This window comes from Pseudaminobacter soli (ex Zhang et al. 2022) (genome assembly GCF_014595955.1).
GTDB lineage: Bacteria > Pseudomonadota > Alphaproteobacteria > Rhizobiales > Rhizobiaceae > Kumtagia > Kumtagia pseudosoli.
This window is the reverse complement of record NZ_JABVCF010000004.1, coordinates 89,939-111,375: the sequence shown is the minus strand read 5'-3', so window position 1 is coordinate 111,375 and position 21,437 is coordinate 89,939. Positions and strand designations below refer to the sequence as shown.

25 protein-coding genes and 1 tRNA gene are annotated in these 21,437 nt (G+C 63.2%); 20 read left to right on the top strand and 6 right to left on the bottom strand.

What is annotated here, in order from left to right:
• The 20 genes from HUI96_RS08795 to HUI96_RS08700 all read left to right on the top strand — a co-directional run bounded on the left by HUI96_RS08795 (position 1) and on the right by HUI96_RS08700 (position 11,710).
• A complete protein-coding gene (locus HUI96_RS08795; RefSeq protein WP_188254288.1) occupies positions 1 to 273 on the top strand; it encodes a winged helix-turn-helix domain-containing protein in 273 nt (90 codons plus the stop codon).
• Positions 270 to 527, top strand: coding sequence for a hypothetical protein (locus tag HUI96_RS08790; RefSeq protein WP_188254287.1), 258 nt, complete (start codon positions 270 to 272; stop codon positions 525 to 527). Before HUI96_RS08795 ends, HUI96_RS08790 begins: the two co-directional genes overlap by 4 nt.
• The gene (locus HUI96_RS08785) at positions 511 to 1,908 is read left to right on the top strand and encodes an AAA family ATPase (protein WP_188254286.1); all 1,398 of its coding nucleotides are present in this window, start codon (positions 511 to 513) and stop codon (positions 1,906 to 1,908) included. Before HUI96_RS08790 ends, HUI96_RS08785 begins: the two co-directional genes overlap by 17 nt.
• Before the next feature lie 7 nt (positions 1,909 to 1,915).
• On the top strand, positions 1,916 to 2,281 hold the full coding sequence (locus HUI96_RS08780; protein WP_188254285.1) for a hypothetical protein: 366 nt from the start codon (positions 1,916 to 1,918) through the stop codon (positions 2,279 to 2,281).
• A 12-nt stretch (positions 2,282 to 2,293) separates the two neighbouring features.
• The gene (locus HUI96_RS08775; protein ID WP_188254284.1) at positions 2,294 to 2,857 is read left to right on the top strand and encodes a hypothetical protein; all 564 of its coding nucleotides are present in this window, start codon (positions 2,294 to 2,296) and stop codon (positions 2,855 to 2,857) included.
• Positions 2,857 to 3,777, top strand: coding sequence for an FAD-dependent thymidylate synthase (locus tag HUI96_RS08770; RefSeq protein ID WP_188254283.1), 921 nt, complete (start codon positions 2,857 to 2,859; stop codon positions 3,775 to 3,777). Before HUI96_RS08775 ends, HUI96_RS08770 begins: the two co-directional genes overlap by 1 nt.
• Positions 3,778 to 3,852: 75 nt before the next feature.
• A complete protein-coding gene (locus HUI96_RS08765; protein WP_188254282.1) occupies positions 3,853 to 4,140 on the top strand; it encodes a hypothetical protein in 288 nt (95 codons plus the stop codon).
• A gap of 34 nt (positions 4,141 to 4,174) precedes the next feature.
• Positions 4,175 to 4,471, top strand: a complete 297-nt coding sequence (locus HUI96_RS08760) for a hypothetical protein (protein WP_188254281.1) — start codon at positions 4,175 to 4,177, stop codon at positions 4,469 to 4,471.
• Positions 4,472 to 4,646: 175 nt separating this feature from the next.
• A complete protein-coding gene (gene nrdJ / locus HUI96_RS08755) occupies positions 4,647 to 6,887 on the top strand; it encodes a ribonucleoside-triphosphate reductase, adenosylcobalamin-dependent (protein ID WP_188254280.1) in 2,241 nt (746 codons plus the stop codon).
• 53 nt (positions 6,888 to 6,940) lie between these two features.
• Positions 6,941 to 8,101, top strand: a complete 1,161-nt coding sequence (locus HUI96_RS08750; protein WP_188254279.1) for a hypothetical protein — start codon at positions 6,941 to 6,943, stop codon at positions 8,099 to 8,101.
• Positions 8,094 to 8,531, top strand: coding sequence for a dUTP diphosphatase (gene dut, locus HUI96_RS08745; protein ID WP_188254278.1), 438 nt, complete (start codon positions 8,094 to 8,096; stop codon positions 8,529 to 8,531). Before HUI96_RS08750 ends, dut begins: the two co-directional genes overlap by 8 nt.
• 1 nt (position 8,532) lies before the next feature.
• Entirely contained in the window at positions 8,533 to 8,874 is a 342-nt protein-coding gene (locus HUI96_RS08740; RefSeq protein ID WP_188254277.1) for a MarR family transcriptional regulator, read from the top strand.
• Entirely contained in the window at positions 8,861 to 9,619 is a 759-nt protein-coding gene (locus tag HUI96_RS08735; RefSeq protein ID WP_188254276.1) for a hypothetical protein, read from the top strand. The genes HUI96_RS08740 and HUI96_RS08735 overlap by 14 nt, the downstream gene beginning before the upstream one ends.
• Positions 9,616 to 10,038, top strand: coding sequence for a hypothetical protein (locus HUI96_RS08730; RefSeq protein WP_188254275.1), 423 nt, complete (start codon positions 9,616 to 9,618; stop codon positions 10,036 to 10,038). Before HUI96_RS08735 ends, HUI96_RS08730 begins: the two co-directional genes overlap by 4 nt.
• Positions 10,035 to 10,337, top strand: coding sequence for a hypothetical protein (locus tag HUI96_RS08725; RefSeq protein ID WP_188254274.1), 303 nt, complete (start codon positions 10,035 to 10,037; stop codon positions 10,335 to 10,337). Before HUI96_RS08730 ends, HUI96_RS08725 begins: the two co-directional genes overlap by 4 nt.
• Positions 10,324 to 10,497 carry a hypothetical protein gene (locus HUI96_RS08720; protein WP_188254273.1) on the top strand — a complete coding sequence of 58 codons (174 nt, stop codon included), beginning with the start codon at positions 10,324 to 10,326 and terminating at the stop codon, positions 10,495 to 10,497. The genes HUI96_RS08725 and HUI96_RS08720 overlap by 14 nt, the downstream gene beginning before the upstream one ends.
• Positions 10,497 to 10,853 carry a hypothetical protein gene (locus HUI96_RS08715; RefSeq protein WP_188254272.1) on the top strand — a complete coding sequence of 119 codons (357 nt, stop codon included), beginning with the start codon at positions 10,497 to 10,499 and terminating at the stop codon, positions 10,851 to 10,853. The genes HUI96_RS08720 and HUI96_RS08715 overlap by 1 nt, the downstream gene beginning before the upstream one ends.
• Positions 10,854 to 10,893: 40 nt before the next feature.
• Positions 10,894 to 11,130, top strand: coding sequence for a hypothetical protein (locus HUI96_RS08710; RefSeq protein ID WP_188254271.1), 237 nt, complete (start codon positions 10,894 to 10,896; stop codon positions 11,128 to 11,130).
• Positions 11,127 to 11,462 (top strand): hypothetical protein, encoded by a 336-nt coding sequence (locus HUI96_RS08705; RefSeq protein ID WP_188254270.1) that lies wholly within the window; start codon positions 11,127 to 11,129, stop codon positions 11,460 to 11,462. The genes HUI96_RS08710 and HUI96_RS08705 overlap by 4 nt, the downstream gene beginning before the upstream one ends.
• Entirely contained in the window at positions 11,456 to 11,710 is a 255-nt protein-coding gene (locus HUI96_RS08700; protein ID WP_188254269.1) for a hypothetical protein, read from the top strand. Before HUI96_RS08705 ends, HUI96_RS08700 begins: the two co-directional genes overlap by 7 nt.
• 36 nt (positions 11,711 to 11,746) lie before the next feature.
• On the opposite strand, the gene HUI96_RS08695 is transcribed toward HUI96_RS08700, so the two are convergent.
• The 6 genes from HUI96_RS08695 to HUI96_RS08670 all read right to left on the bottom strand — a co-directional run bounded on the left by HUI96_RS08695 (position 11,747) and on the right by HUI96_RS08670 (position 21,437).
• Entirely contained in the window at positions 11,747 to 13,018 is a 1,272-nt protein-coding gene (locus HUI96_RS08695; RefSeq protein ID WP_188254268.1) for a tyrosine-type recombinase/integrase, read from the bottom strand.
• A 118-nt stretch (positions 13,019 to 13,136) separates the two neighbouring features.
• Positions 13,137 to 13,213 (bottom strand) — tRNA-Arg (locus HUI96_RS08690).
• 229 nt (positions 13,214 to 13,442) lie between these two features.
• Positions 13,443 to 13,766 carry a thioredoxin gene (trxA, locus tag HUI96_RS08685; protein WP_188254267.1) on the bottom strand — a complete coding sequence of 108 codons (324 nt, stop codon included), beginning with the start codon at positions 13,764 to 13,766 and terminating at the stop codon, positions 13,443 to 13,445.
• Positions 13,767 to 13,838: 72 nt separating this feature from the next.
• A complete protein-coding gene (addA, locus tag HUI96_RS08680; RefSeq protein WP_188254266.1) occupies positions 13,839 to 17,354 on the bottom strand; it encodes a double-strand break repair helicase AddA in 3,516 nt (1,171 codons plus the stop codon).
• A gap of 262 nt (positions 17,355 to 17,616) precedes the next feature.
• Positions 17,617 to 20,724: a double-strand break repair protein AddB gene (gene addB, locus HUI96_RS08675; RefSeq protein ID WP_237684042.1), complete on the bottom strand. Its 3,108-nt coding sequence runs from the start codon at positions 20,722 to 20,724 to the stop codon at positions 17,617 to 17,619.
• A gap of 8 nt (positions 20,725 to 20,732) precedes the next feature.
• Complete coding sequence (locus HUI96_RS08670) at positions 20,733 to 21,437, bottom strand: nucleotidyltransferase family protein (RefSeq protein WP_188254592.1); 705 nt, start codon at positions 21,435 to 21,437, stop codon at positions 20,733 to 20,735.

Sequence of the window (21,437 nt, the reverse complement as noted above, 5' to 3'; positions counted from 1 at the left end):
ATGTCGTACGTCAACGGAATCGGACACCAGAACACCGACACGTCGTTTGCGGCGATGCCTTCCACCGCGAACGCGAAATCAATGCGCCAGCGCGTCCTCGAACTCCTGCGGGAGGAGCCGATGACCTGTGACGAGGTCGCGGAGGCGCTGAAGCTTTCGCCGCTGTCGGTCCGGCCGCGCATCACCGAGCTTCGCAACGCCGGCATCGTGGTGGACTCCGGCGAGCGCAAGAAGCTCAGGTCCGGAAAGACCGGGATCATCTGGCTGGCATGAAGGCGATCATCCACGTCAACCGCCAGTTCATCGCGTTCAACAAGCGCGATGGTGGCAACCGCCCGGTCTACACGATCAAGATCGGCGGGAAGACGAGGTACGGCCGTGGAGTCGATATCCACGGCCCGTCCATCGCCGTCTACGATCCGACCGGCCTGAAATGCGGCGCGAAGGCGTGGATCGAGACCGAAGCTCCAATCACCATCATCGACGAAATGTCGTTCAGTGAGGCCAAAAGTGAGCATCACACTTAGCCCGCAACAGGACAAGGCGATCCTGACTTGGCGGGACTGGTACAAAGAACTGCCGGCCGCGCAGGAATCGCTCCGGCACATGTACGACGCCCAGACCGGCGAGCAGTATGCCGAGACCGTGGTCGATCGCGGCCTCGACAAGGCTCCGTTCTTTCTCCTGAACGGCTTTGCCGGCACTGGCAAGTCGACCGTGCTTCCGTTTCTGGTTGAGGCGACCGGCCTCGCCCCGAACCAGATCGTCTTTTGCAGCCCGACCGGCAAGGCCGCGAAGGTCATGACGAAGAAGCTGCACGCCGAGAAGATGACTGCCACGGCGACCACGATCCACAAGGCCATTTATCAGCCCAAGGCGATGAAGGCCTACCAGATTGAGCAGGAACTTTTCCGCGCGCAGGCCGAGTTCAAGGACATCCAGTCCTCCGGCAACTCTGCACTCATCCGCGAAGCTGCACGCCGTGTGAAGCAGTGGGAACGTGACCTTGAGCGCGCCTATGACGAGAACAGTCCGCGCTTCCAGTTGAACCCGGATTCGCCGTCCGTTCGTGGCGCGCATCTGATCGTCGTCGACGAATGTTCGATGGTCGACGCCAACATGGCCGACGACCTGCGAGGCTTCGGTGTCCCAATTCTCGCGATCGGCGATCCCGGCCAGTTGCCTCCGGTCGATCCATCCGGACCCGGCTTCTGCAACCGCGTCGCTGACGCAGCCCTGACCGAAATCCACCGGCAGGCAGCGGACAACCCGATTATCTGGGCATCCATGCGCATCCGCGAGGGTGACGACGTGCCTTATGGCTCGCATGGTGACGGTCTGTTGCGCGTTATCGAGCCACATCAGGACGACAAGACGTTCGACCTCGATCTCGATGCGCAGATCATCGTCGGCACGCATGAGAAGCGGTGGCAGATCACCCGCAAACTGCGGAAGCTGTCCGGCATGCACGGCCTCGGTCCCTGTGCCGGCGAGATGATGATCGTCACCAAGAACAGTCAGCAGCACCCGGCGCTGGTCAACGGGACGATGGCCTTCGTCAAGGACGATGTCGGCTATCTGAATGAAGGCTCGATCACTTTCAATATGGCGATCACGGCCGAGGACGGTCGCGACTACGAACTGAAGTGCCTTCAGGCCGTGCCGGAGGAACACTACCGAGGCAAGAACAACCCGAGCGCGCCGAAGCGTGACGTGTTCCGCGCCCGGCAGACGCCGAACGTGCACGAGGTCGACTACGCCTACGCGATCACCTGCCACAAGGCGCAGGGCTCGCAGTGGGATGAGGTCGTGGTGCACGACCAGTCCAATGTGTTCCGGGCCGACGCCAGTCGCTGGCTCTACACCGCCGTGACCCGCGCAGCGGAACGGCTGACGCTCGTAATCTGAGGACCCGATGACGCCTTACCATCAAGCCATCATTCTAGTCGCACTGCGTTACGAGAACTGGAACCCCTCGGACTCGAAACTGCACAAGCTTCGGGAGGAGCTTATCGAGGGCTGCCGCGCCGGCATGCCGATCGAGAAGGCCAACCGCTGGCTCGGCTACATTCAAGGCGTGCTGATCGAGCGCGGGATCACTACCGTGGAGGAAGAGCGGGATTGGACTCGCCCGCTGTTCCGGCCACTCGACTTCCCCGGCGACGCATTGCCCGCGATCGACTTGAGCAAGGCGTATCACCCGATGGAGTTGCAGCCAGCCTACACGAGCGCTTTCGACGACCCCGGCGAAGTTTCGCCCGCCGTGTCCAGTAATTCTTAACAAGGAGAGACCATGCTGATTGCGATGACCGGCAAGAAGAGGAGCGGTAAGGACACCGTCGCCTCCATGATTGCCGAAGAGACCGGATACGAGCGGATTGCCTTCGCCGGCACGCTCAAGGGGATGATCAAGTTCCTGCTCATGTCTTCGGGGATGAGTGCAGAGGAGGCCGAGCGCCGCGTCAACGGCTCCGAGGCTGAGAAGGAAGAGCCGCTGGTTGTGTTGCAGGATAAGTCCACGCGGCACGCAATGCAGACGCTCGGCACGGAGTGGCGCGACACTATCGGCAAGGACCTCTGGACCGATATCGTCAAGGCCAAGGTCCAAAGCACCGAAGGCGTCATCATCACGGACATGCGCTTCCCGCACGAGGCAACGTTCGTTGACGATCACGGCGGCGTCAAGGTTCGCGTCGTCCGGCCGGGCACGACCAGCACCGATCCGCATCCGTCCGAAGTCCTGATGGATCAGATCGAGGTCGACTTCACGATCTACAACCACGGTTCGATGGATCAGTTGGACGAAGCTGCCTTCCGTCTGCTGCAAGCCGCGACCAGAATGCGGGGTCTCATCTGATGGAGATTTCCGCGAAGATTCTCGCCGACTCCGTCTCGGCGATCGACGACACCCGCATCACGTCGCTGGAGCTTCACTACCACCGCTACGTGCTGCCCGAGTTCAACACGCATCGGGCGTTCTCGCGCAACGGTGCGTCAAGCCGGGCGATCCCGACCGAGAAGTTGGTTGCAAACTGCTTGCGCGAGATGGTGGAGCCGCTGGAATGGGGCCTTGACCAGTCCGGTATGCAGGCCTTCACCCACGCCGACGACCAGCTTGAGGCGGAAGGACGGCGCATCTGGAATGAGGCGCGGTCGGATGCAATCCGCCATGCTCTCAAGCTCCACTCGCTCGGCTTCGCCAAGCAGATCGTCAACCGGGTGATCGAGCCGTTCCTGTCGACGCGCACGGTCCTGACTGCGACCGACTGGGCGAACTGGGAGGGTCTGCGGAACCACAAGGACGCCCAGCCGGAAATCCGCGATCTGGCGCAGGCTGTTATCGAGGCGCGTCTGCACTCGACCCCGAAGGTTTTGAACCTTTACGATTGGCACACACCCTACATCCTCGACGAGGATAATATGCGACTGCGCACCTGTGAGACTGACTGGGCTGCGGAAGGGTTGAGTGCAGTCGGAATCGGCCACAACTCGCGCTCGGCCTACTTCGACACGACACTCGATGCCGTCAAGTGCATTGTCTCGGCGGCGCGCTGCGCTCGCGTGAGCTATCGCACGCACGAAGGCAAGCCCACCGATTTCAAGGAGGACGGCAAGCTGTTCAACCGGCTGGCTATTTCCGCGCCGGTTCATGCCTCGCCGACCGAGCATCAGGCCACGCCGTCCGAGCAATCCGGCAAGCACCTTATGACCCGGAATTTTCGGTCGTGGGTCCAGTTCCGCGCGCTCGTCGCCGACGACACGATTTGGGATCGCTGACCGGCGTTCCTAATTCGTTCTCGACACGTATAGGTTGATCGGTTTAGGATAACATTCCTAACAGGAGTTTGCGTAGTGGACGAACAGGTAAAAGAGAAGGTCTTCGTCGAAGAGAACCGGATCGTCGTGGAGGAGTACCGACAGGACGACAAGATTCGCCTTGAAGTGTTTCTCGACGGGCAAGGTGTGGCCAAGGACCAGAGTGAACAGATCACGACCTCCATGGCCGTGGTTGCTGCGATGTTCTCGCTCTACACGGATGGGACCGTGCTGGAGCGTATGAACCAGATGTTCGGAATTATTCCGGGCACAGTGGAAATGAAATTGGAGAATGCGAATGGGTACATCCCCGGTCACACCTAGCCGGGAGGAACTTCGGAAGTTGCGGGAAAACGGGATGAACCGCGAGGAGATCGCCGCCTACTATGGGGTTTCCCTCGCGAGAGTGAAACGGTGGATCGCGGAACTGGGAGTTCCCGCGTCCCACAAGACCAAGGGGACCAATACCGCCCCGAGGCCGGTGATGCGTCCGCGCGTCGCCGACGACGATGGCCTTACCCTGATTGAAAAGGCCCGGCTGATCCTCGGCAAGAGGATGAGCCGTGACTATCGAGGATATCTACTGGACGGCAGGGTTGTCCGGGTAGACGTGTTGGTAAGGGCGGCAGGCCTTCAAGTTCCAGACGTACCATAGATAGTCGGGTCCGGATGCTGGTGGCGCTAAATCGTGAGCCACTGACCAGATTTCTTTGACCGGCGTGTCAAGAATATCTATCATTCGGATTCTCTCTCCAAGAGCCAAACCAAGCGCCAGCCGGGCGCGTGAAAGCGCGTCCGGTTTGGCTTTCTGCGTGCATAGGAAACATTAGATGGCCAATCAGTCCGCGCGTGCCGCCTTCGTAGAGCACCGTACATATCTTCGTCCAGCCGTCGACGGTGGAGCCCGTCTCGAAACCAAAGCCGCCTCTCTCGACCGGCAGATCGGCCATCAGCGCTACCTCTGGGAGGAAGCGAAGAAGGCGAAATACAGCTACATGAAGGACGCCTTCGAAGAGGTTCAGACCGACATCGAAGCGCTCTGGTCCAAGATTCTCGAAATTGAGTCCCTGTCTCGACAGTTTGCCGGCCTCGGTATGGAAGGGCTGGAGGATGTCGCTGACGATCTCGCCAAGATTCCTGCGGTGGAGTCCGAGCTAGAGCGCCTAAAGCACAAGCGCGACGCCATCGTTGTCGCGTATGATCGTCTCTGGCAACTGACGGCCGAAGAAGAGGCCGAGCTTGCCGAGCTTCGCGAGATCATCCGCACGCGTAAGGGCTCGCTGTCCGGCCGCGTCAAGTGGATGGCCGGCACCGACGTGATCCGTGAGCGGCCGAGCGCGGCGTTCAACTGCTCCTTCACCGACATCCGCATTCCGGCCGACATCGTCGACGCATTTTGGCTTTTGTTGCAAGGCTGTGGCGTGGGCTTTCGTCCGCAGCCCGGTCTCCTGTCTGGCTTCGGCCAGCGGATCGAGAAGGTGGAGTTCGTTGCGTCGACGCGTGCCGGGCGCGGCGGTCAGGAGAAGAACACCAACACCTTCAACCCGGAGACGGGTGAGTGGCGGATCGTCGTCGGCGACAGTGCCAAGGCGTGGGCGAAGCTCGCCGGCACGCTCATGGCCAAGAAGTACCGCGCCAAGAAGCTCGTGCTCGACTTCAGCCAGCTTCGCCCGGCCGGTCAGCGCCTGCGCGGCTATGGTTGGATTTCCTCTGGCTGGGAGCCGCTGCGCGACGGCCTCAAGATCATCATCGACGTGATGAACAACGCGGCCGGCCGCGCGCTGGACGCGATCGACATCCTCGACATCGTCAACGCCCTCGGCACCGTCCTGTCGTCGCGCCGCTCCGCCCAGATCGCGCTTCTTGATGCCGATCACCCGGACGCCGAGCGCTTCGCCAAGGCAAAGGACAACTACTACCCGGATCGCTACTGGCGCGGCCAGTCGAACAACTCGCTCACGTTCATGCGCAAGCCGACGATCGAAGAGCTTGTGCGGATGTTCGTCTCGATCCAGCTTTCGGGCGAGCCCGGCTTCTACAACATGGCACATGCTAAGAAGCGCGCGCCGTGGGCCGATGGTTGCAACCCGTGTGCGGAGATCATTTTGCCGTCCAAGGGCTTCTGCAACCTCGTGCAGATCGTCATGCATCGCTTCAATGGTGATCTCCCTGCGCTGCACCGTGCCGCCTACATTCTGGCGCGCGCCAACTACCGGCAGACCTGCGTGTCGATGCGCGACGGCGTCCTCCAGACGGCGTGGGACGACAACAACAAGCTGTTGCGCCTCTGCGGCGTCAGCCCGACCGGCTATGTCGATTGGGAGTACGCGGACAACGCCGAAATGCTGGACGGGTTCAAGAAGGTCGCCGTCTGGGCTGCGAACTCCATGGCTGACGAACTCGGCACGCCGCGCCCGGCGTTGGTGACACAGGTTCAGCCGAATGGCACCGGCTCCAAGGCCATGGGCGAGGACGGAGACGAGATCAAGGAAGGTGCGCATCAGCCGAAGGCCGAGCACATCTTCAACAACGTCGCCGTCTCGATCCACGATCCGTTGGTGAAGAAGGCGCTCGACGCCGGCTACTACGTCTTCGACAAGCCGGTCGGTAAGGACCAGCAGGTCACGGAAAAGCTGATCCGCTTCCCTGTGAAGTACGATCAAAAGGGACTCACGCCCGTCGAGCGCGTGGTCAACGGGGTCAAGGAGACGATCTTCGTCGACGCCGAGCCGGCCGTCGTTCAGCTTGAACGGTACAGGACGCTGATGGATCACTACGTCCAGCACAATTGCTCGATTACGGTCGCCTTCGAGCCACACGAAGTTTCCGAGATCGTCGAGTGGTTGGACGACTGGTGGGACCACTTCATCGGAGTGTCGTTCTTGGAACGTCCGGACGTGACCAAGACGGCCGAGCAGTTGGGCCACCCGTACCTGCCGCAGGAGGTCGTGGCGCAGTCGACCTATGACGCCTATGTCAAGAATCTCAAGCCTTTGATCCTTGACGACGACAACTCCTACGACGGCGTCGCGATCGAGGATTGCGCCACGGGAGCTTGCCCGGTCCGTTAATCTTCGTTAAGAAACGCTTGACACAGAGGTCCAGAACCTCTAGGCATGCGGACATGTTGAACCCCATCTTCCATAGCGAGACTCGCTTCCTCGACCAAGCTGCGGACGGCTCTCTGAGCTACCGCAGCGGCACCGAGCCGGGGCTGCTGGAAGGTGGGGTTCGCATCCAAGCGATGGCGACGAAGCAGCCGCTTTTCACCATCGAGACGGAGAGCGGCGCACGATTGACTCTCACCCCAGAGTCGGTCTTCGCTCTCCGCAAGACGCCGGATGGTCGCCTGATCCGATACGTTCCGATCGATGACGCCTTCGCAGCGAATCCCCCGCTGCTGGATTGGGCCGCGCCTCTGGCGGGTCAGATCAAGGAGGACATCCGGCGTTTTGCACTCACTGGAATGATCTGCGCCTCCGGGACGCATTCGACCGACCGGCAGCGGCCGAGCAACATGACTCTGGTCGAGGGCAGTGTCGCCGACGATGTCGCAAATTTCCTACTTACTGTCGCGGATCAGGAAGGCCACGGAAGTGTCGGCCGCGCCTATCGTCCTACCATCCGGCGAACCAAAACCGAATCAACTGCTCTCGTTTTCGTGAAGTCGCGAACGTTGACAAGAGCAGCAAGTTGGTTGATCGAGCCGAAAACCCAGCAACTCCGAGTTGATCTGATGTCTCTCTCACGAGAGGCCTCGTGGGCGTTTGCGTTCGGGCTCATCAACGGAGCCATGATCGACGACAGAAACGCTATCATCAGACACCGGTCTCTCGATACCGTCCAGCGAATCGCTGAGATGCTGGAACTCCGTTTCGGAATCACAACCAACATGGAGGTAGCCTCGGATAAAGCTCCGAAAGATCGGGTCAGAGGACATGTCCTCGCGTTTACTAACGAAGCCCTAACCATAGCCGCAAGAATCGGTTTACTTAGGGACTACCGTTCGGAGGGAAGCGTCCCCGGACCTTTCCGCCCCGAAAAGATCGCCCGTATCATCAGCATCGAGACAAGGTCGCCAGCAGTCATCGTGACTGGTGAGCGGACGGATATTCCCTTCCCGCTCGCCGCCAACGGGTTCGTTTTCGACAGCGTCTTCGAGCCCAATCAGGCTCTTGTCGAACTGGCTGCACACCCGGTGATGATGACCGACCCAAGCGATCCCACCGATATCATGAAGACCGCCCCCCGGCACATTGTGAAAGGTCAACGTATCCATGCTTAGAGTTCTGGTTCGGCGAAATTCCCCGACTGCAATCCTTCCGAAGAAGAGCGAGCCCGACGCGGCCGGATATGACATCTGTGCCGACCTTGGCCTCGGTGGCGAGGTCACGCTATATCCGGGCACGCGCAAGCTGTTTCCAACCGGCCTGTCCATGGCGTTCGAGCCGGGCTGGTACATGCGCATCGCACCACGCAGCGGCCTTGCCTACAAGAGCGGCATCGACGTTCTGGCCGGCGTCGTCGACCCGAGCTACCGGGGTGATATCGGCGTAATCCTCCTCAACACGGGCACCGTCCCGCTCACGATCAAGCACGGTGATAAGATCGCGCAGGCGATCTTCGAGAGTTACGCCGATGCCGAGTTCGAGGAAACCGCCGACTTGCCGGAATCCCAGCGTGGAGAGGGCGGCTTCGGTTCGACGGGGCGCTGACATGATCATCCTCAATGAATTTCAGGCGCGCGTCCTGTATAGGCTGCGCGATAAGGGACCGATGAGTCCGAGCGACATCGGTCAGGATATGGGCTTCGATTATGAGGTCGCGGCATCCTCGGTGATGCGTCCGCTGCGGAAACTCGTGGGACTCAATCTGGTCCGGCGTGAAGCAAAGAACAAGCGCGTCGTCAAGTATTGCGTAGCCTCGAAAGAGCTTCCTCCGATCATCATCTCCGGGAAGACCGAGAATCCGCGTCCGCCGCTTGCAATCGCTCCTGTCACGACGCCGCTGCCGCATCTTGTCACCCTTGCCATGAAGGCGATCGATGCGAACCGGTGACGTGAAGGCGGCACTGCGCCGCTATTTCAACCCGCGTGAATACGCACTCATGTTCGAGGTCAGTAACGGGACCGGAGCGAACGCGCGCCGGCATGCGGATGCTGTCGTCATGAACCTGTGGCCGTCACGCGGGCTCCTGATCGAGGGGTTCGAGATCAAGGTCTCCCGGTCGGACTGGCGGCGCGAACTGTCCTTGCCTGAGAAGGCCGAGGCGGTCGCCCAGTATTGCGACAAGTGGTGGATCGTTTCGCCCGAGAACATCGTACAGGCACACGAGCTTCCGGCGCTTTGGGGTCATATGGAGGTCCTGCCGAACGGGTCGTTGCGGGTGAAGAAGCCGGCACCGAAGAAGAATCTGGACACGGTCACGCCGCTCAACCGGAACTTCGTGGCGGCGATGCTGCGGCGCGCCAGCGAGGTCGATGCCGGCGAGGTCGAAGCGGCGGTGCGGCTGAAGACGGCCGAGCTTGAGAAGCAATACGAGGCTCGGGTCGAGCGCGCTGTCACGTTTCGCGCTCGCGAGGCCGAGAAGGTGCTGGAGAAGGTTCGCACGCTGGAGAAGGCCGGCATCGACCTGAACACGGTCTACGACGACACCACGGCCAAGAAGCAGTTTGCCTTGGGCCAGAAAGTCGACGACATCGTGTCAAGAATTTCTTACCTCTCCTACTCGCTGAAGAGTGCTCTGGAGCAGGTCACCGAGTTCGAGAAGCTTGTCGATACAGGGGAGAGTGAGACAATATGATTGAACTGATCGAGGCTCCGGCCAAGCTCTATCGCGTCGGCCGTCGTGAGGACTGGCGCGGCCTCTGGTATGACGGTGAAGCGAGGCCAGTGAACACCATCTACACACTAGATGGTGCGAAGGCTGCCGACTTGCCGATGGGACCACATCCCTATTTCCGTGCGTTCAAGAGCCGATGGCTCAGCGTCACCGATTCCCTCGAAGGTCTATGCAACTGGTTCAGCGTCAAGGACTGCGTCCAGTTGATCAACATGAACTACGAACTCTTGAAAGTGTCGGTCGAGCGTTACGCCCGCTTCCACTTTCCAGAGCGCGGCTACTCACACGAGGTCTACCGGCCGGACGATTGTGTGCGCATCAGGCGCATGGACTTCCACGCGTGGGTTCGGTCGCGGGTCACGGAGAAGGAAGCAGCATGAAGAATCCTTGCAGGGACCTTCCTCCGCCTCGCGAGAGCCCGCTGCGCGGCGTGCGCTATGGCGTTCCTGATGAACTGGTGGCCAACGAGATCGAATTGCCCGGTGTTGGTGGTCCCTGCATCCTCGGTACAGACATGAGGATGCCGGACATCACCGGCATCCCGTTCGTAGTCGTCCCAGATGCCGGCTACGTCCGGGACCCGGTCAGCGGCACCTTCTACGTCGGGCCAACGTGCTGGGCCAATCTGAAGAGCATCGGGGCGGAGCCGCAGGATGTCGGCTCTCGTGTCGCAGATTGACGTGCAGCAGGTCAAGGACCTGCGCGCGCGGGAAGGGATCAGCATCTTCGAGGCCAAGCGCCGGGTCGAGAAGCAACGGATTCTGATGGCCATCGACGAGGCCAGAAACTTCTACGAATTGCGGGTGCTGGTACGGACGCTCGCGGAAAAGGTACTCTGATGCTCACACACGAACAGATCATCGCACTACGCGAACGCGGCGTCCGCGTCGACAACATCTTCATCCCCGGCCTCGCCGCGATCGAGGGACAATTCAACAGAGCTTATGGGGAGTTCATCTCCAGCATCGAGTCGGATGACCAGATCGTGAGCGACATGGAGATCGGCGTCGACAGCAACACCGATGACGAGACGATCGTCGACCAGATCGAGAACAAGGCAGCAGCCGGTAAACTCGCTGGCCTGATCGTCGAACTCGCCTGCGGTAACTGGGCCGACGAGCGTAACACCACTATCTATGTGGAAGGTGACCTCTTCACCGCGATCGACAGCGCCGCCAAGGAACTCGGGTTTTAGTTCGGCCGTACTGTCCAGAAATTCTTAACAGGAGACGAAAATGTCTAGCCCTCACATCCGGACCGTTGGTCTCACGAAAACCCGAGCCCGCGCCCTCGACGGGCAGGGTTATCGCTTCCACTGCACGCGGCCGATCGCGCAGGCCCGGCCGTCGTCGATCGACATGGATATCCAGATGAGCCCCATCACCGACGAGCGCCTGACCCTCTACAGCTTCCGCTCGGCCGGCGACATGCAGACCTTCATCGAGCAGTTTGGCGGTGACGTGCTCGAATGAGCTACGTGGAGCCGACGCCTCTCGAAGACGCGTTGGACCTATTGGAGCACGAGACGGCCACGTGGGTCGTGTTCAAGGAGAGGGTCTACCTCTCCTACGAAGCCACGACCTCGTGGGCACATGGAGTCTGGAATTTCATCTTCGGTGTCGGCATATTCTGGGTCGAACACCAAGGGCCGGACTGCATGATCATCTCCGAGGGTTCAATGTACGAGTCGGACTGGTCGATCTACCGATCCGACGACAACCTGAGTCGCCTGTTCATGAAACGCTTCCGCGAGTGTGTGCGGATGAAGCAGGCGATCTCCAAGATGGACCAAGGCCTATGCTGACACCAATGTATTTCGAGTTGCCGGTGCCGGATGAGCGTCAGGCCGACGTGCAGCGCATCGTCGCCATGGCGCACAAGGACGGCTTCGATCTCTCCGAGAACGACGCCTACGCCGCCTACCGGGAGTACAGCCGGGACACGCACGGCGTCGACTGGTGGCCGGACGCCTTCAAGCCGGACTTCCACATGGAGCGAGACTCCGAGGTCTTCTACGACTCCCTCAGCACTTGGCTGAAATGGAACGACTAGCGAAAAGGCCCGGACATACTCCGGGCCTTTCTGCACTCAACCCGGAAACACCTTGTCGATGTCCTTCACGTCCTTCTCGATGCGTGTACGCTTGTTGAGCAGGTGACCATAGACGCGCCGCGTGAACGAGATGTCCTCGTGGCCGATCATGTCTGTCAACCGGTGATCGTCATAGCCCTTGTCGATGAGTTTCGACGCGAACCAGTGCCGCGCTTTGTGTGGATTATGATAGGGCACACCGGCCTCTTTCACGACCAGCTTCCACATCTTCAGGGCGTTGGTGTGCTCGATGTAGTTTCCCTCGACCGTGGTGAAGACGACCGGATGATTGGTCCGCATGCGCCACCGCTTCAGTAGATCGAGGACAGGCAGCGGGATCACGACGACGCGCCGGCCGGCCTTGGTCTTCACCGGTTGCACCTTCATGAAGCGTGTCAGCGTCTTGGTGACATTGATCACCCGCCGCTCCATGTCGATGTCATCCCATTCGAGCGCCAGAGCCTCGCCGATGCGTAGGCCGGCATAGATCAGGGTTGAGATCAGAAGAGCATCGCGCAGCGCCGCCCGGCCTTTGATGCCGCCACCGGTATTGAAGTAGAGGGAGTTCGTCCGCTCTATGCGGGTCTCCAGCACCTTGACCAGCTTCTCGATCTCGTCGTCGGTGTAGATTTCCTCCTCGGAGACCTCGGCCGGGTCCTTGTCCTTGGAAAGCTCGATCGTGATCTTCTTGCACGGATTGGCGATGCGCATGTCAAGTTCGTCGATCAGGTGGTTGTAGAAGATCGAGACCATGCGCAGGTGATTGCGCGCGGCATTGCGCGTCTTGCGGGTTGAGAGCAGATGGGTGCGGAAGGCGCGCATGTCGTCTTTCGTGATCGACGCCAATGACCGGCCCTCAAAGAAGTCCGTGAACACCTTCAGGCGCTCACTATAGCGGGCCACCGTGGTCTCGCGCCGAGGGGTCTTTCCGTCATGGCCCTTCTCCTTGGCCTCGATGAACATCTCGACCAGCTTGGGTAGCGGCAGCGTCCGATTCGAGTGGAGTTTGTCGAGGACGCGATCGATCGGCGCGCGGCTGGCGAATGAGCCCTGCTCGACCGCCATGTCGATCACGTCATCGAGTGGTCGATCGGTCCTCTCGGCCACGGCCTGAATACCAGTCACGACGAGACTGTCGCGCATGAATTTCTCGCCGAGGGCCTTGGTGGCGAAGCTTCGGCTGAAGGATTTACCCTCGTCCGGATAGCAGGTGACGCGCCACTTCTGCCCATTCTTGACGGGGTACGGATACGGGCCGGTGAACCTCATTCGGAGTTCCCTATGCAAAACCGGTTTTGCATCGCTTTGCATATTTTTGCATGGCGGTCAATCCATGCAAAACCGTCTCTTCGGCGGTGCGGTAAGTGATTGATCTTGCTTCATTTTTTGGCGCGCTCGGCAGGACTTGAACCTGCAACCTACGGATTCGAAGTCCGGTGCTCTATCCGATTGAGCTACGAGCGCAGGCCGGGGGAGCGCGAAACGAGCGCGGCCGGCACGAGCCTTCTATACCGTCGCGCCATTTCTGTCAGAGGAAAAGTGCGGATCGATTACGCGGACCGTCGTGGACGGCGGCTTGCTGAGCGGGCCTGTGGAGAAACAGACGGCGGCCTCACAAATAAAAACCCCGCCCAGATCGGACGGGGTTTTTATCACATCAGCCCGCCCGAGCCGGGTGGCTGGAAAGCTCTGCTTAGGCGACGGCGTCCTTGATCCAGTGCGAAAGCGCGGTTTTCGGCGCGGCACCCACCTTCATGTCGGCCACTTCGCCGCCCTTGAACAGGAGCAGGGTGGGGATCGAGCGCACGCCATAGCGCGCCGCGAGTTCCGGGTTCTCGTCGATGTTCAGTTTGGCGATCTTCACCCTGCCTTCCAGCTCGGTCGAGATCTCCTCGAGCGACGGGCCGATCATCTTGCACGGACCGCACCACTCGGCCCAGAAATCCACCACGACCGGGGCATCGGCCTCAATCACGTCGGACTGGAAGTTGCTGTTGTCGACCTTGACGGTGGCCATCGGAAATCCTCTCGGTTTCGAATTCGATACAAGATGTAGTGTGGGAACGCCGCTCGTTCAACAAGCCTTGTTTCACGGCGGGTTGAGTCGGGCAAGCGCCTCGTCCATCGCGGCGACCGGCAGCTCGATCAGCCTGGGCGCCTCGGTGAAGAGCAGTGCCGCCGCCACGCGACGGCCCGGATAGATAGGCTGGAGCAGCGCGCGGTAAAGCGCAAGCTGGGCGACATAGGCGGGCGGAACGGCTGCGAGATCGGCGGGCGGCGGACGATTGGTCTTGTAGTCGATGATCAGCACTTCGCTCTCGGTCACCGCGAGACGGTCGATCTTGCCGGAGATCGCCCGCCGCTCGCCGCGGACCTCGAGGTGGCCCATGATGCCGACCTCGGCGCGCGAGCCGGGCGAGAAGATCGGGGCGAAGGCGCTGTCGCTGAGTATGGCGAGGACGGGATGCAACGCCTTCTCCTGTTCCTTGATCTCCCATCCTGAGGCCGCGCGGGCGAGATACCGCCGCGCTGCGGGCTCGCGTTCCGCCTCCGCGATGTCGGGCAGCATCTGCAAAAGCTTGTGGAGCACGATGCCCCGCTCGATCGCGAAAGCTGGCTCGGCTTCGGGGTCCAGCACGGGCGAGCGGCCGGTGACGACAGCCTGCTCCGTCTCGACGAGCAGCGACGACGCGCCCGACGGCGCCAGCGGCCTCGGCAGCACGCGCGACGGCGGCAGCGGGGAGAGCAGGCTTTCCGGAAGCGGCGGAACGGGCTTTGCCTCGGCAGCTTCGCTGCGCGGCGGCTCTTCCACCTTGCCGTGACCGGTGATCTTGAAGCGGACGGTTTTGCCGACCACCGGATGATCGATCTCCACGCATTCGGCGGCTCCGCCGAGCGCCGAACTGACCAGCGAATGCCATGTGGTCGGCTTGGGCGGATTGCGGCCATGGAAGCCGCAGACGATCAGCCGGTCCTCGGCGCGGGTCATGCCGACATAGAGCAGGCGGCGGTATTCGTCGTCGGCGCGCTCGCTGATGCCGCTCTCCAGGCCACGCAGGAAGCCGCAGGGCGTCTCGCCGGGCGCGCGCCAGAGATAGCCGGTCGTGCCGACGAGTTCGCCCTTTGGCGAGAATGGCACCAGCCGCGGCAGGTGCTGTGGGCTGAAGGGCTGCGCGCCGCCGTCCACAAGGAAGACGATCGGGGCCTCCAGGCCCTTCGCCGCATGGACGGTCATGACGCGCACCTCGTCGCGGGTCTGGTCCATCTCGCGGCGGATCTCGGGTGCGGCCGTCTCCAGAGTGGCGAGAAAAGTCTCCAGCCCAGGCAGGCCGGTCTTTTCCTGCGCGAGTGCGAAGGCGAGGAATTCGTCAAGGATGTCGCCGGCTTCATGGCCGAGCCGCGCGATCATCTTCGCGCGCACGCCGTCGCGGCCGAGTACGCCCGAATAAAACTCGAACGGCCGGCGGAAGGCGGCCTCGTTCGCCCAGCGCTCCAACTGCTTCGCAGCGCCGGCGCAGGCGAGATCGGAATCCGCCCGGGCGGCGAGCGATTTCATCAGCGAAACGCCCTTTTGCCTGCCGGCGGCCATCGCAAAAAGATCGTCCTCGCCAAAGCCGAAGACCGGGCTCTTCAGCAGGGCGCCAAGCGAAAGATCGTCCTCGGGCTGGAGCACGGCGCGGCCGAGCGCGATCATGTCCTTTACCGCGATGTGCGAGGGCAGCCGCAGCCGATCCGCGCCGGCGACGGGAATGTGCCTCTCCTTCAGGCTCTTCGTCAGCGCGTTGACGAAGCTGCCGCGTTTTCGCACCAGGACTAGGATGTCGCCGGCGGTGACGCGCCGGCCCTGGCCTTCGATGATCTCGCCGTCCTTCAGCCAGCCCTGAACCGTCCTGGCGATGTTCTCGGCAAGGCGCACCGCCGGGGCGGTGGCGTGGTCGATCGGCACCGTCCAGTCGTCCGGCTCCTCGATCAAATCGGCGCCGAGCGAGGGCCAGAGCTCGACATAGCCCGGCGCGCCGGCACGGATGGCAGCGTGGGAGATCGGGTCGCCTTCGAAGGTGAGTCCGCGCCGCGCCTCCTCGCGGGAGAACACGCGATCGACCGCGCCGAGCACATCTTCCGTGGAGCGGAAGGAGAGGTTGAGCCTTACGTGCTCGAACGCGCCCTCTGCGCCGCGGACCTTGGCGGAAAAAGCATGGCCGCTCTCTGCAAAAGCTTCCGGCGCAGCACCCTGGAAGGAGTAGATCGACTGCTTCTCGTCGCCCACGGCGAAGATGGTGCGCTGCACGTTGTCGCGGGCGCTTTGGCCGGAGAAGAATTCCTCCGCCAGCCGTCGCACCACGCTCCATTGCTCGGGGCTGGTGTCCTGCGCCTCGTCGATGAGGATGTGGTCGATCCCCTTGTCGAGCTTGTAGAGCACCCAGGGGCCGGCATCGGGGCGGGAGAGCAGCCGCGCGGTGCGGGTGATCAGGTCGTTGAAGTCGAGGAAGCCGCGGCCGGTCTTCAACTGCTCGTAGCGGGCGATCAGCCAGTCGGCGATGGTGAGCGCCGCTCGCGTATTGTGGAGCGCTCTCAGATGCCAGATGCGGTCGGAGGCGGCGAGGATGGCCTCGCAGGCGGCGAGATAGCGGTCCGCAAGGTCAGGGAATGCCGTGAGCAACTTTTTACCGAACAGCCAGTCCGGCTTGCAGGGCTCGCCCTTGGCGCTGAGGAAACCGGTCAGGTGCGTCAGCCGCCGTTCCGGATCGCCTTCGGCAATGGCCGCGTTCATCGCGGGAAGGATGCGGTCGAGAACGCGAGTCGCACCATACGCCTGCGCGGTCTGCTCGAACTCGCGGTAGAAGCGCGGCTCGAAGCCGGGCAGCGGCCACACCGAATCGGCCGCGCTGGCCGGCGTGTCGTCGGGCGAAAAGCCGAACTCGGCATAGAGGCCGGCGTAGGGCGGATCGTCGATCGCGACTTCGTCGATGAAGCTTCTGAGCCCATTACGGCAGGAGAGGATCTCGCCGAGCAAGGCGTCGAGCCCGGCCTCGCCGCCGCGCTCCAGCACGGAAGCGAAGGCCTCCGCAAGCTGCGGCTTGTCGGCGCCGGCCGCCCCGGTCAGAAGCTCGCGACGGGCGGCGGCGTATAGCGCCTCCTCCATGAGGCCGTCGAGCATCTGAAAATGCGCGGCGATGTTGGCCTCCAGCGGGAACTGGTGCAGCACCGCCTCGCAGAAGGCGTGGATGGTCTGGATTTTTAAGCCGCCCGGCGTCTCCAACGCCCGGGCAAAGAGCTGGCGCGCGCGGGCAAGCTTTGAGTGGCTCGGCGCCTGTCCCTCGACCTCTGTGATCCGCTTCGCAAGCGCCTCATCGGGCAGCATGGCCCATTCGGACAAGGTCGAGAACACGCGCTTCGACATGTTGGCCGCGGCGGCGCGCGTATAGGTCAGGCAGAGGATGCGCGACGGGTCGGTGTCTTCCAGCAACAGGCGGATCACGCGCTGCGCTAGCACGTGGGTCTTTCCCGAGCCGGCATTGGCCGACACCCAGGCCGACAGTTTTGGATCAGAGGCGGTCGCCTGGTTGCGCCTGGTTTCCTCGGGGATGGCGTAGCGGGGCTTCATGGCAAAGTCGCGCCCTTGGTCGGTTTCCCGATTTGAGGGTGCCCCTTCGCACCCCCCTCTGTCCTGCCGGACATCTCCCCCTCAAGGGGGGAGATCGGACAGCCGGTCGCCTTTCGCCAATCTCCAGCGTCGAAGGAAGGGCGCGGAGAGCGCAACTGCCAATCTCCCCCCTTGAGGGGGAGATGTCCGGCAGGACAGAGGGGGGTGTTCAAGGCACGGCCGAGGAGACCTTGTCGCCGACTCACTGCGCCACCCACGCTCTTCATTCCCCGCCCTCCCCCGCATCATCCCCGCCGGCGGACCATTCGAGCACGCGGGCGAGGTGGTCGTAGTCGCCGTCCATATCGCCTTCACGGAACGGCAGGGCGCGGGAGAGATAGCCGGTCGACGGCGAGGCATAGTGGCCAAGCAAGCGCTCCAGCCGCTCCCATGCATCTTCGGCGAGATCGGCGGCGGAGCGCCGGCTGTCCTTGATCGAAAGGATCGACTCGTGAAGCACGTCGCCGTTGGCCTTCAGCCGGACATAGGCGAGTTCCGCCGGCTCGCGGCGGCCCATCCCCTCGAAGGCGCCGCGGCGCAGCAGCGCGGCTTCAAGCGCAAGCTGCGGCGAAACCAGCATGTGGGCCTGCCTTTTGGAGGGCGAGGAGCCGGTCTTGTAGTCGAGGATGTCGGCAAGTCCGCTCGGCAGAAGATCGACGCGATCGGCATTGCCCGAGAGCGTAACCTCCGTGCGCCCGACCTCGGTCTTTCCGGCGCGCGCTTCCGCCACCCGCTCGACAACGGCGTTGCCGCGCGCTTTCTCCCACTCCAAAAAATTCTTCGCCAGTTGTTCGAAGCGCGGCCACCAGACGGCGTGCACATCCTCGGGTAGGGCGAACTCGGCAAAGCAGTCCCGTCCGGTCTCAAGCAGTGTTGAGAGCGCTTCCGGTGCCGCCGGATCCACGCCGGTTTCGGTGAATCGATGCAAAATCTCGTGGAACAGCGTGCCGCGCTCCGCGGCGCCGGGGTCGCGCACCAGCGGGTCGAGGGCGGCGAGGTCGAGGATCTTCTTCGCGTAGATCGCATAGGGATCGCGGCGGAGCGTCTCGACCTCGGTGACCGAAAAATGCCGCGGACGAACGTCGATGGGCGGCTTCGGATTGGGCCGCCTGGCGAGCTTGTCGTCGCCGCGCGTGTCGAGTTCGCGCGCCCAGGCAAGATAGTTCGCGCCGTGCGCCTTGAGGCGCTCCGTCTGCTTCTCTCCGAGGAAGGTCGTGAGGCGCAGCAGCCAACGCGACGCCACGGCCGGAGATTCGCCGGAGCGCTCCGCCCGCGTCAGGATCAGGTTCTCCACGCCCGTCGCCATCTGGAAGTCCAGCGCCGACTGGCCGATGCGCCGCTCCGGCGGGTCGAGGTCAAGGCCGGCCTTCATCATCCGCGACATGAAGCGGTCCGACACCGCCTTGCGCGGCCACACGCCTTCGTTGAGGCCGCCGACCACGAGTGTATGAGGCGAGAGAAGTCGCGCTTCGAGCGCGCCCCAGATGAACACCCGACCGTCCGAGCCCTGTGCCGGCTTCACAACCTCAGATGCCATCAGCGCATCGAGCACATCCGGCCATTCGCCGGGACCGAAGGCGAAGTCCGCCTCGGCGGCGACCAGCCCTCTCAGGGAATCGGCCAGCTTCTCGCCGGCATCGCCCGCGTAGAGCTCGTCCAGGCTTCCATCCGCGCCACGCGCGAGGCTTTCGAGCGCGATCACCGAAGCGCGGATCGCTTCCGAGAGAAGAACCTCCTTGCCATCGGTGATGTCGGCCAGCGGCGACAGCGCAATTTTCAGTGCCTCGAGCACCTGCCGGGCGCAGTCGAGGTCACCAGCGGTCAGCCGGCGCATCCAGAACGGCTGGCGAGACTGTCCGTCGATTCCTTTCCGCCGCTCCTCGAAGAGCGCCGCGAGATTCGACAGGTCGGGCCGGCCATAGCCGCCGCGCAGCGCCACCAGCTCGATCACCTCGGCGGCGCGGCGCACGGTTCGCCGCTCCAGGCCCAGCTGCAGCAGCGGATGCTTCAGCACTGCCAGGACCGGCACGGGATCGCCCGGCTGGAAGACGGCACGCAGCATCAGCCGCAGCAGCGAGGCCGGCGGCGTGGTCGAAAGCGGCGTGCCGCCGGAATCGTCGGCGCGGATGCCGAAGCGCAGAAGCTCGGCCGAGACGCGCCTGGCGAGATCGCGGTCGCCGGTCACCAGCGCAGCGGTGCGGCCGGGCTCCTCCACCGCAGTTCGCAGTGCGATTGCTATGGCCGCAGCCTCGTCGCGCTCGTTGGCCGCCTCGATGAGCGACACGTGCCCGAACGCGGCGGCAATTTCCTCTTCCTCGAAGCCGGCGCGCTCGGCGGCCCAGGCATTCGTGGTCGGCGCCGGCCGGAACGCCTCCCCCACGATCCGCGACCGTCGCGCCATGGCGCCGGAGGCCTGGACTAGGTCCTCCACCTCCTGGCGGGCGACGCCGATGCGCCGAAGCAGTTTTGCCAGCCCGTATTGCGGGTGGCCGAGCAGGGCCGGCTCCGGCGCGATATCGCCGAGTACTTTCCAGGATTCCGCGTCCATGTCACGGTCGAGCCCCGGCAGGACCAGTGCGCCGTTCGGCAGGCGGGCGATCGCTGCGAGCAGTTCCGCTGTAGCAGGGATCGAGCCGGTCGAGCCCGCCGCGATCACCGGACCGGCTGGGGGCACCGCCTTCAGGCGTGTGGCCTCCGCCCGGATCAGCGCGTTGCGGTGCGCCGCGGGGTTGGAGCGCTGGCGCGCTTCCAGGACGGCGGGCCAATGCTCCGTGACGATGGCCAGGAAGTCGAGCGTCACCTGCCACCAGCCGGCGAGGTCGCCGCCGACGAGGTCGCCCAGCCTGCCCCAGCCCGCATCCTCGGTCTCGACCTCGTCGATCAGGCCGGCGAGATCGCGGGCGAGCCATATCGAGTCGGCGGCCGAGGCCGGAATCACCACTTCTTCCTCGAACTTGGCCGCGATGTGGGCAGGCAGCCGCTGCTTCCAGGCGCGCACCAGGGGGCTGAGCAACAGCAGGCGGTCGATGGCCGGAATTGGGGGGAGAAGGTCGAGCGCGCCGGCGCCATCCTCGAGGAAGACGGCGCCGTCCTCGTCGAACTCGCCGAGCGGCCGGATGGTCGGGAGGATGGCAGACATTCCGCCTGCCTTCTCCACAAAGACGGTGCGCAGTTCACGCGCGGCGCGGCGGGTCGGCACGTAGATCGTTGCGCTCGCGAGCGCCAGCGGATCGCCGTCGGCCTTGAAGCCGGGTACGAGGCGTCCATCCAGCAGGGTGTCAGCGAGCGCCGGAAGGAAGGGCACGCCGGACGGAATGGAGAGGACGCGCAACGCCCCGCCTAGACCTTCACCGCCGACGCCTCGGCGACGGCCCGCTCCGCGGGTCCGATCGCGTCGGGGGTGCCGACCGTGATCCAGGTCCCGCGCATCGGCAGCCCGAACAGCCGCCCCTCCGCGATCGCGGCATCGAAATAGCGATTGAGCGAATGCGGCTCGGCGTTAGCCCCGGCGAAGATGCGTGGATGAGCGATCGCCGCGCCCGCATAGATGAAGCCGGAGGGGGCGCCCTTGGCGCGCCGAAGACGTCCGTCCCTGCCCAGCAGGAAATCCACCCCGCCCGTATGCCCGGTCGCTGATTCGAGGTCCGAGAGCATGAGAAGAATATCCATGCGCGCCGGATCCCATTCAAGCGCGAGGCGCCTGAGGTTCGATTCGTCCCCATCTATCCAGAAGGTATCCGAGTTGAGGATATAGAAGGGATCCGGGCCGATCTCGTCGAGCGCGTTGACGATACCGCCGCCCGAGTCGAGCAACCGGTCGCGCTCGTCGGAGATCACCACGCGAGGCTGCTGGCGCTTCGCGACATGGTCGACGACCTGGCCGCCGAGATAGTGGATGTTGACGACCGCCTTCTCGACGCCCGCTTCGGCGAGGCTATCCAGCCCCCAGTCGAGCAGCGCCTTGCCTGCGACCCTCACCAGCGGCTTCGGCATGGTGTCGGTGATCGGCCGCATCCGCTTGCCGAGGCCGGCGGCGAGCACCAT

Coding starts and splice junctions, on each gene's coding strand:
- HUI96_RS08795 (WP_188254288.1), top strand. CDS start 1: ATGTCGTACGTCAACGGAATCGGACACCAGAACACCGACACGTCGTTT.
- HUI96_RS08790 (WP_188254287.1), top strand. CDS start 270: ATGAAGGCGATCATCCACGTCAACCGCCAGTTCATCGCGTTCAACAAG.
- HUI96_RS08780 (WP_188254285.1), top strand. CDS start 1,916: ATGACGCCTTACCATCAAGCCATCATTCTAGTCGCACTGCGTTACGAG.
- HUI96_RS08775 (WP_188254284.1), top strand. CDS start 2,294: ATGCTGATTGCGATGACCGGCAAGAAGAGGAGCGGTAAGGACACCGTC.
- HUI96_RS08770 (WP_188254283.1), top strand. CDS start 2,857: ATGGAGATTTCCGCGAAGATTCTCGCCGACTCCGTCTCGGCGATCGAC.
- HUI96_RS08760 (WP_188254281.1), top strand. CDS start 4,175: ATGAACCGCGAGGAGATCGCCGCCTACTATGGGGTTTCCCTCGCGAGA.
- nrdJ (WP_188254280.1), top strand. CDS start 4,647: ATGGCCAATCAGTCCGCGCGTGCCGCCTTCGTAGAGCACCGTACATAT.
- HUI96_RS08750 (WP_188254279.1), top strand. CDS start 6,941: ATGTTGAACCCCATCTTCCATAGCGAGACTCGCTTCCTCGACCAAGCT.
- dut (WP_188254278.1), top strand. CDS start 8,094: ATGCTTAGAGTTCTGGTTCGGCGAAATTCCCCGACTGCAATCCTTCCG.
- HUI96_RS08740 (WP_188254277.1), top strand. CDS start 8,533: ATGATCATCCTCAATGAATTTCAGGCGCGCGTCCTGTATAGGCTGCGC.
- HUI96_RS08735 (WP_188254276.1), top strand. CDS start 8,861: ATGCGAACCGGTGACGTGAAGGCGGCACTGCGCCGCTATTTCAACCCG.
- HUI96_RS08730 (WP_188254275.1), top strand. CDS start 9,616: ATGATTGAACTGATCGAGGCTCCGGCCAAGCTCTATCGCGTCGGCCGT.
- HUI96_RS08725 (WP_188254274.1), top strand. CDS start 10,035: ATGAAGAATCCTTGCAGGGACCTTCCTCCGCCTCGCGAGAGCCCGCTG.
- HUI96_RS08715 (WP_188254272.1), top strand. CDS start 10,497: ATGCTCACACACGAACAGATCATCGCACTACGCGAACGCGGCGTCCGC.
- HUI96_RS08710 (WP_188254271.1), top strand. CDS start 10,894: ATGTCTAGCCCTCACATCCGGACCGTTGGTCTCACGAAAACCCGAGCC.
- HUI96_RS08705 (WP_188254270.1), top strand. CDS start 11,127: ATGAGCTACGTGGAGCCGACGCCTCTCGAAGACGCGTTGGACCTATTG.
- HUI96_RS08700 (WP_188254269.1), top strand. CDS start 11,456: ATGCTGACACCAATGTATTTCGAGTTGCCGGTGCCGGATGAGCGTCAG.
- HUI96_RS08695 (WP_188254268.1), bottom strand. CDS start 13,018: ATGAGGTTCACCGGCCCGTATCCGTACCCCGTCAAGAATGGGCAGAAG.
- trxA (WP_188254267.1), bottom strand. CDS start 13,766: ATGGCCACCGTCAAGGTCGACAACAGCAACTTCCAGTCCGACGTGATT.
- addA (WP_188254266.1), bottom strand. CDS start 17,354: ATGAAGCCCCGCTACGCCATCCCCGAGGAAACCAGGCGCAACCAGGCG.
- HUI96_RS08670 (WP_188254592.1), bottom strand. CDS start 21,437: ATGGTGCTCGCCGCCGGCCTCGGCAAGCGGATGCGGCCGATCACCGAC.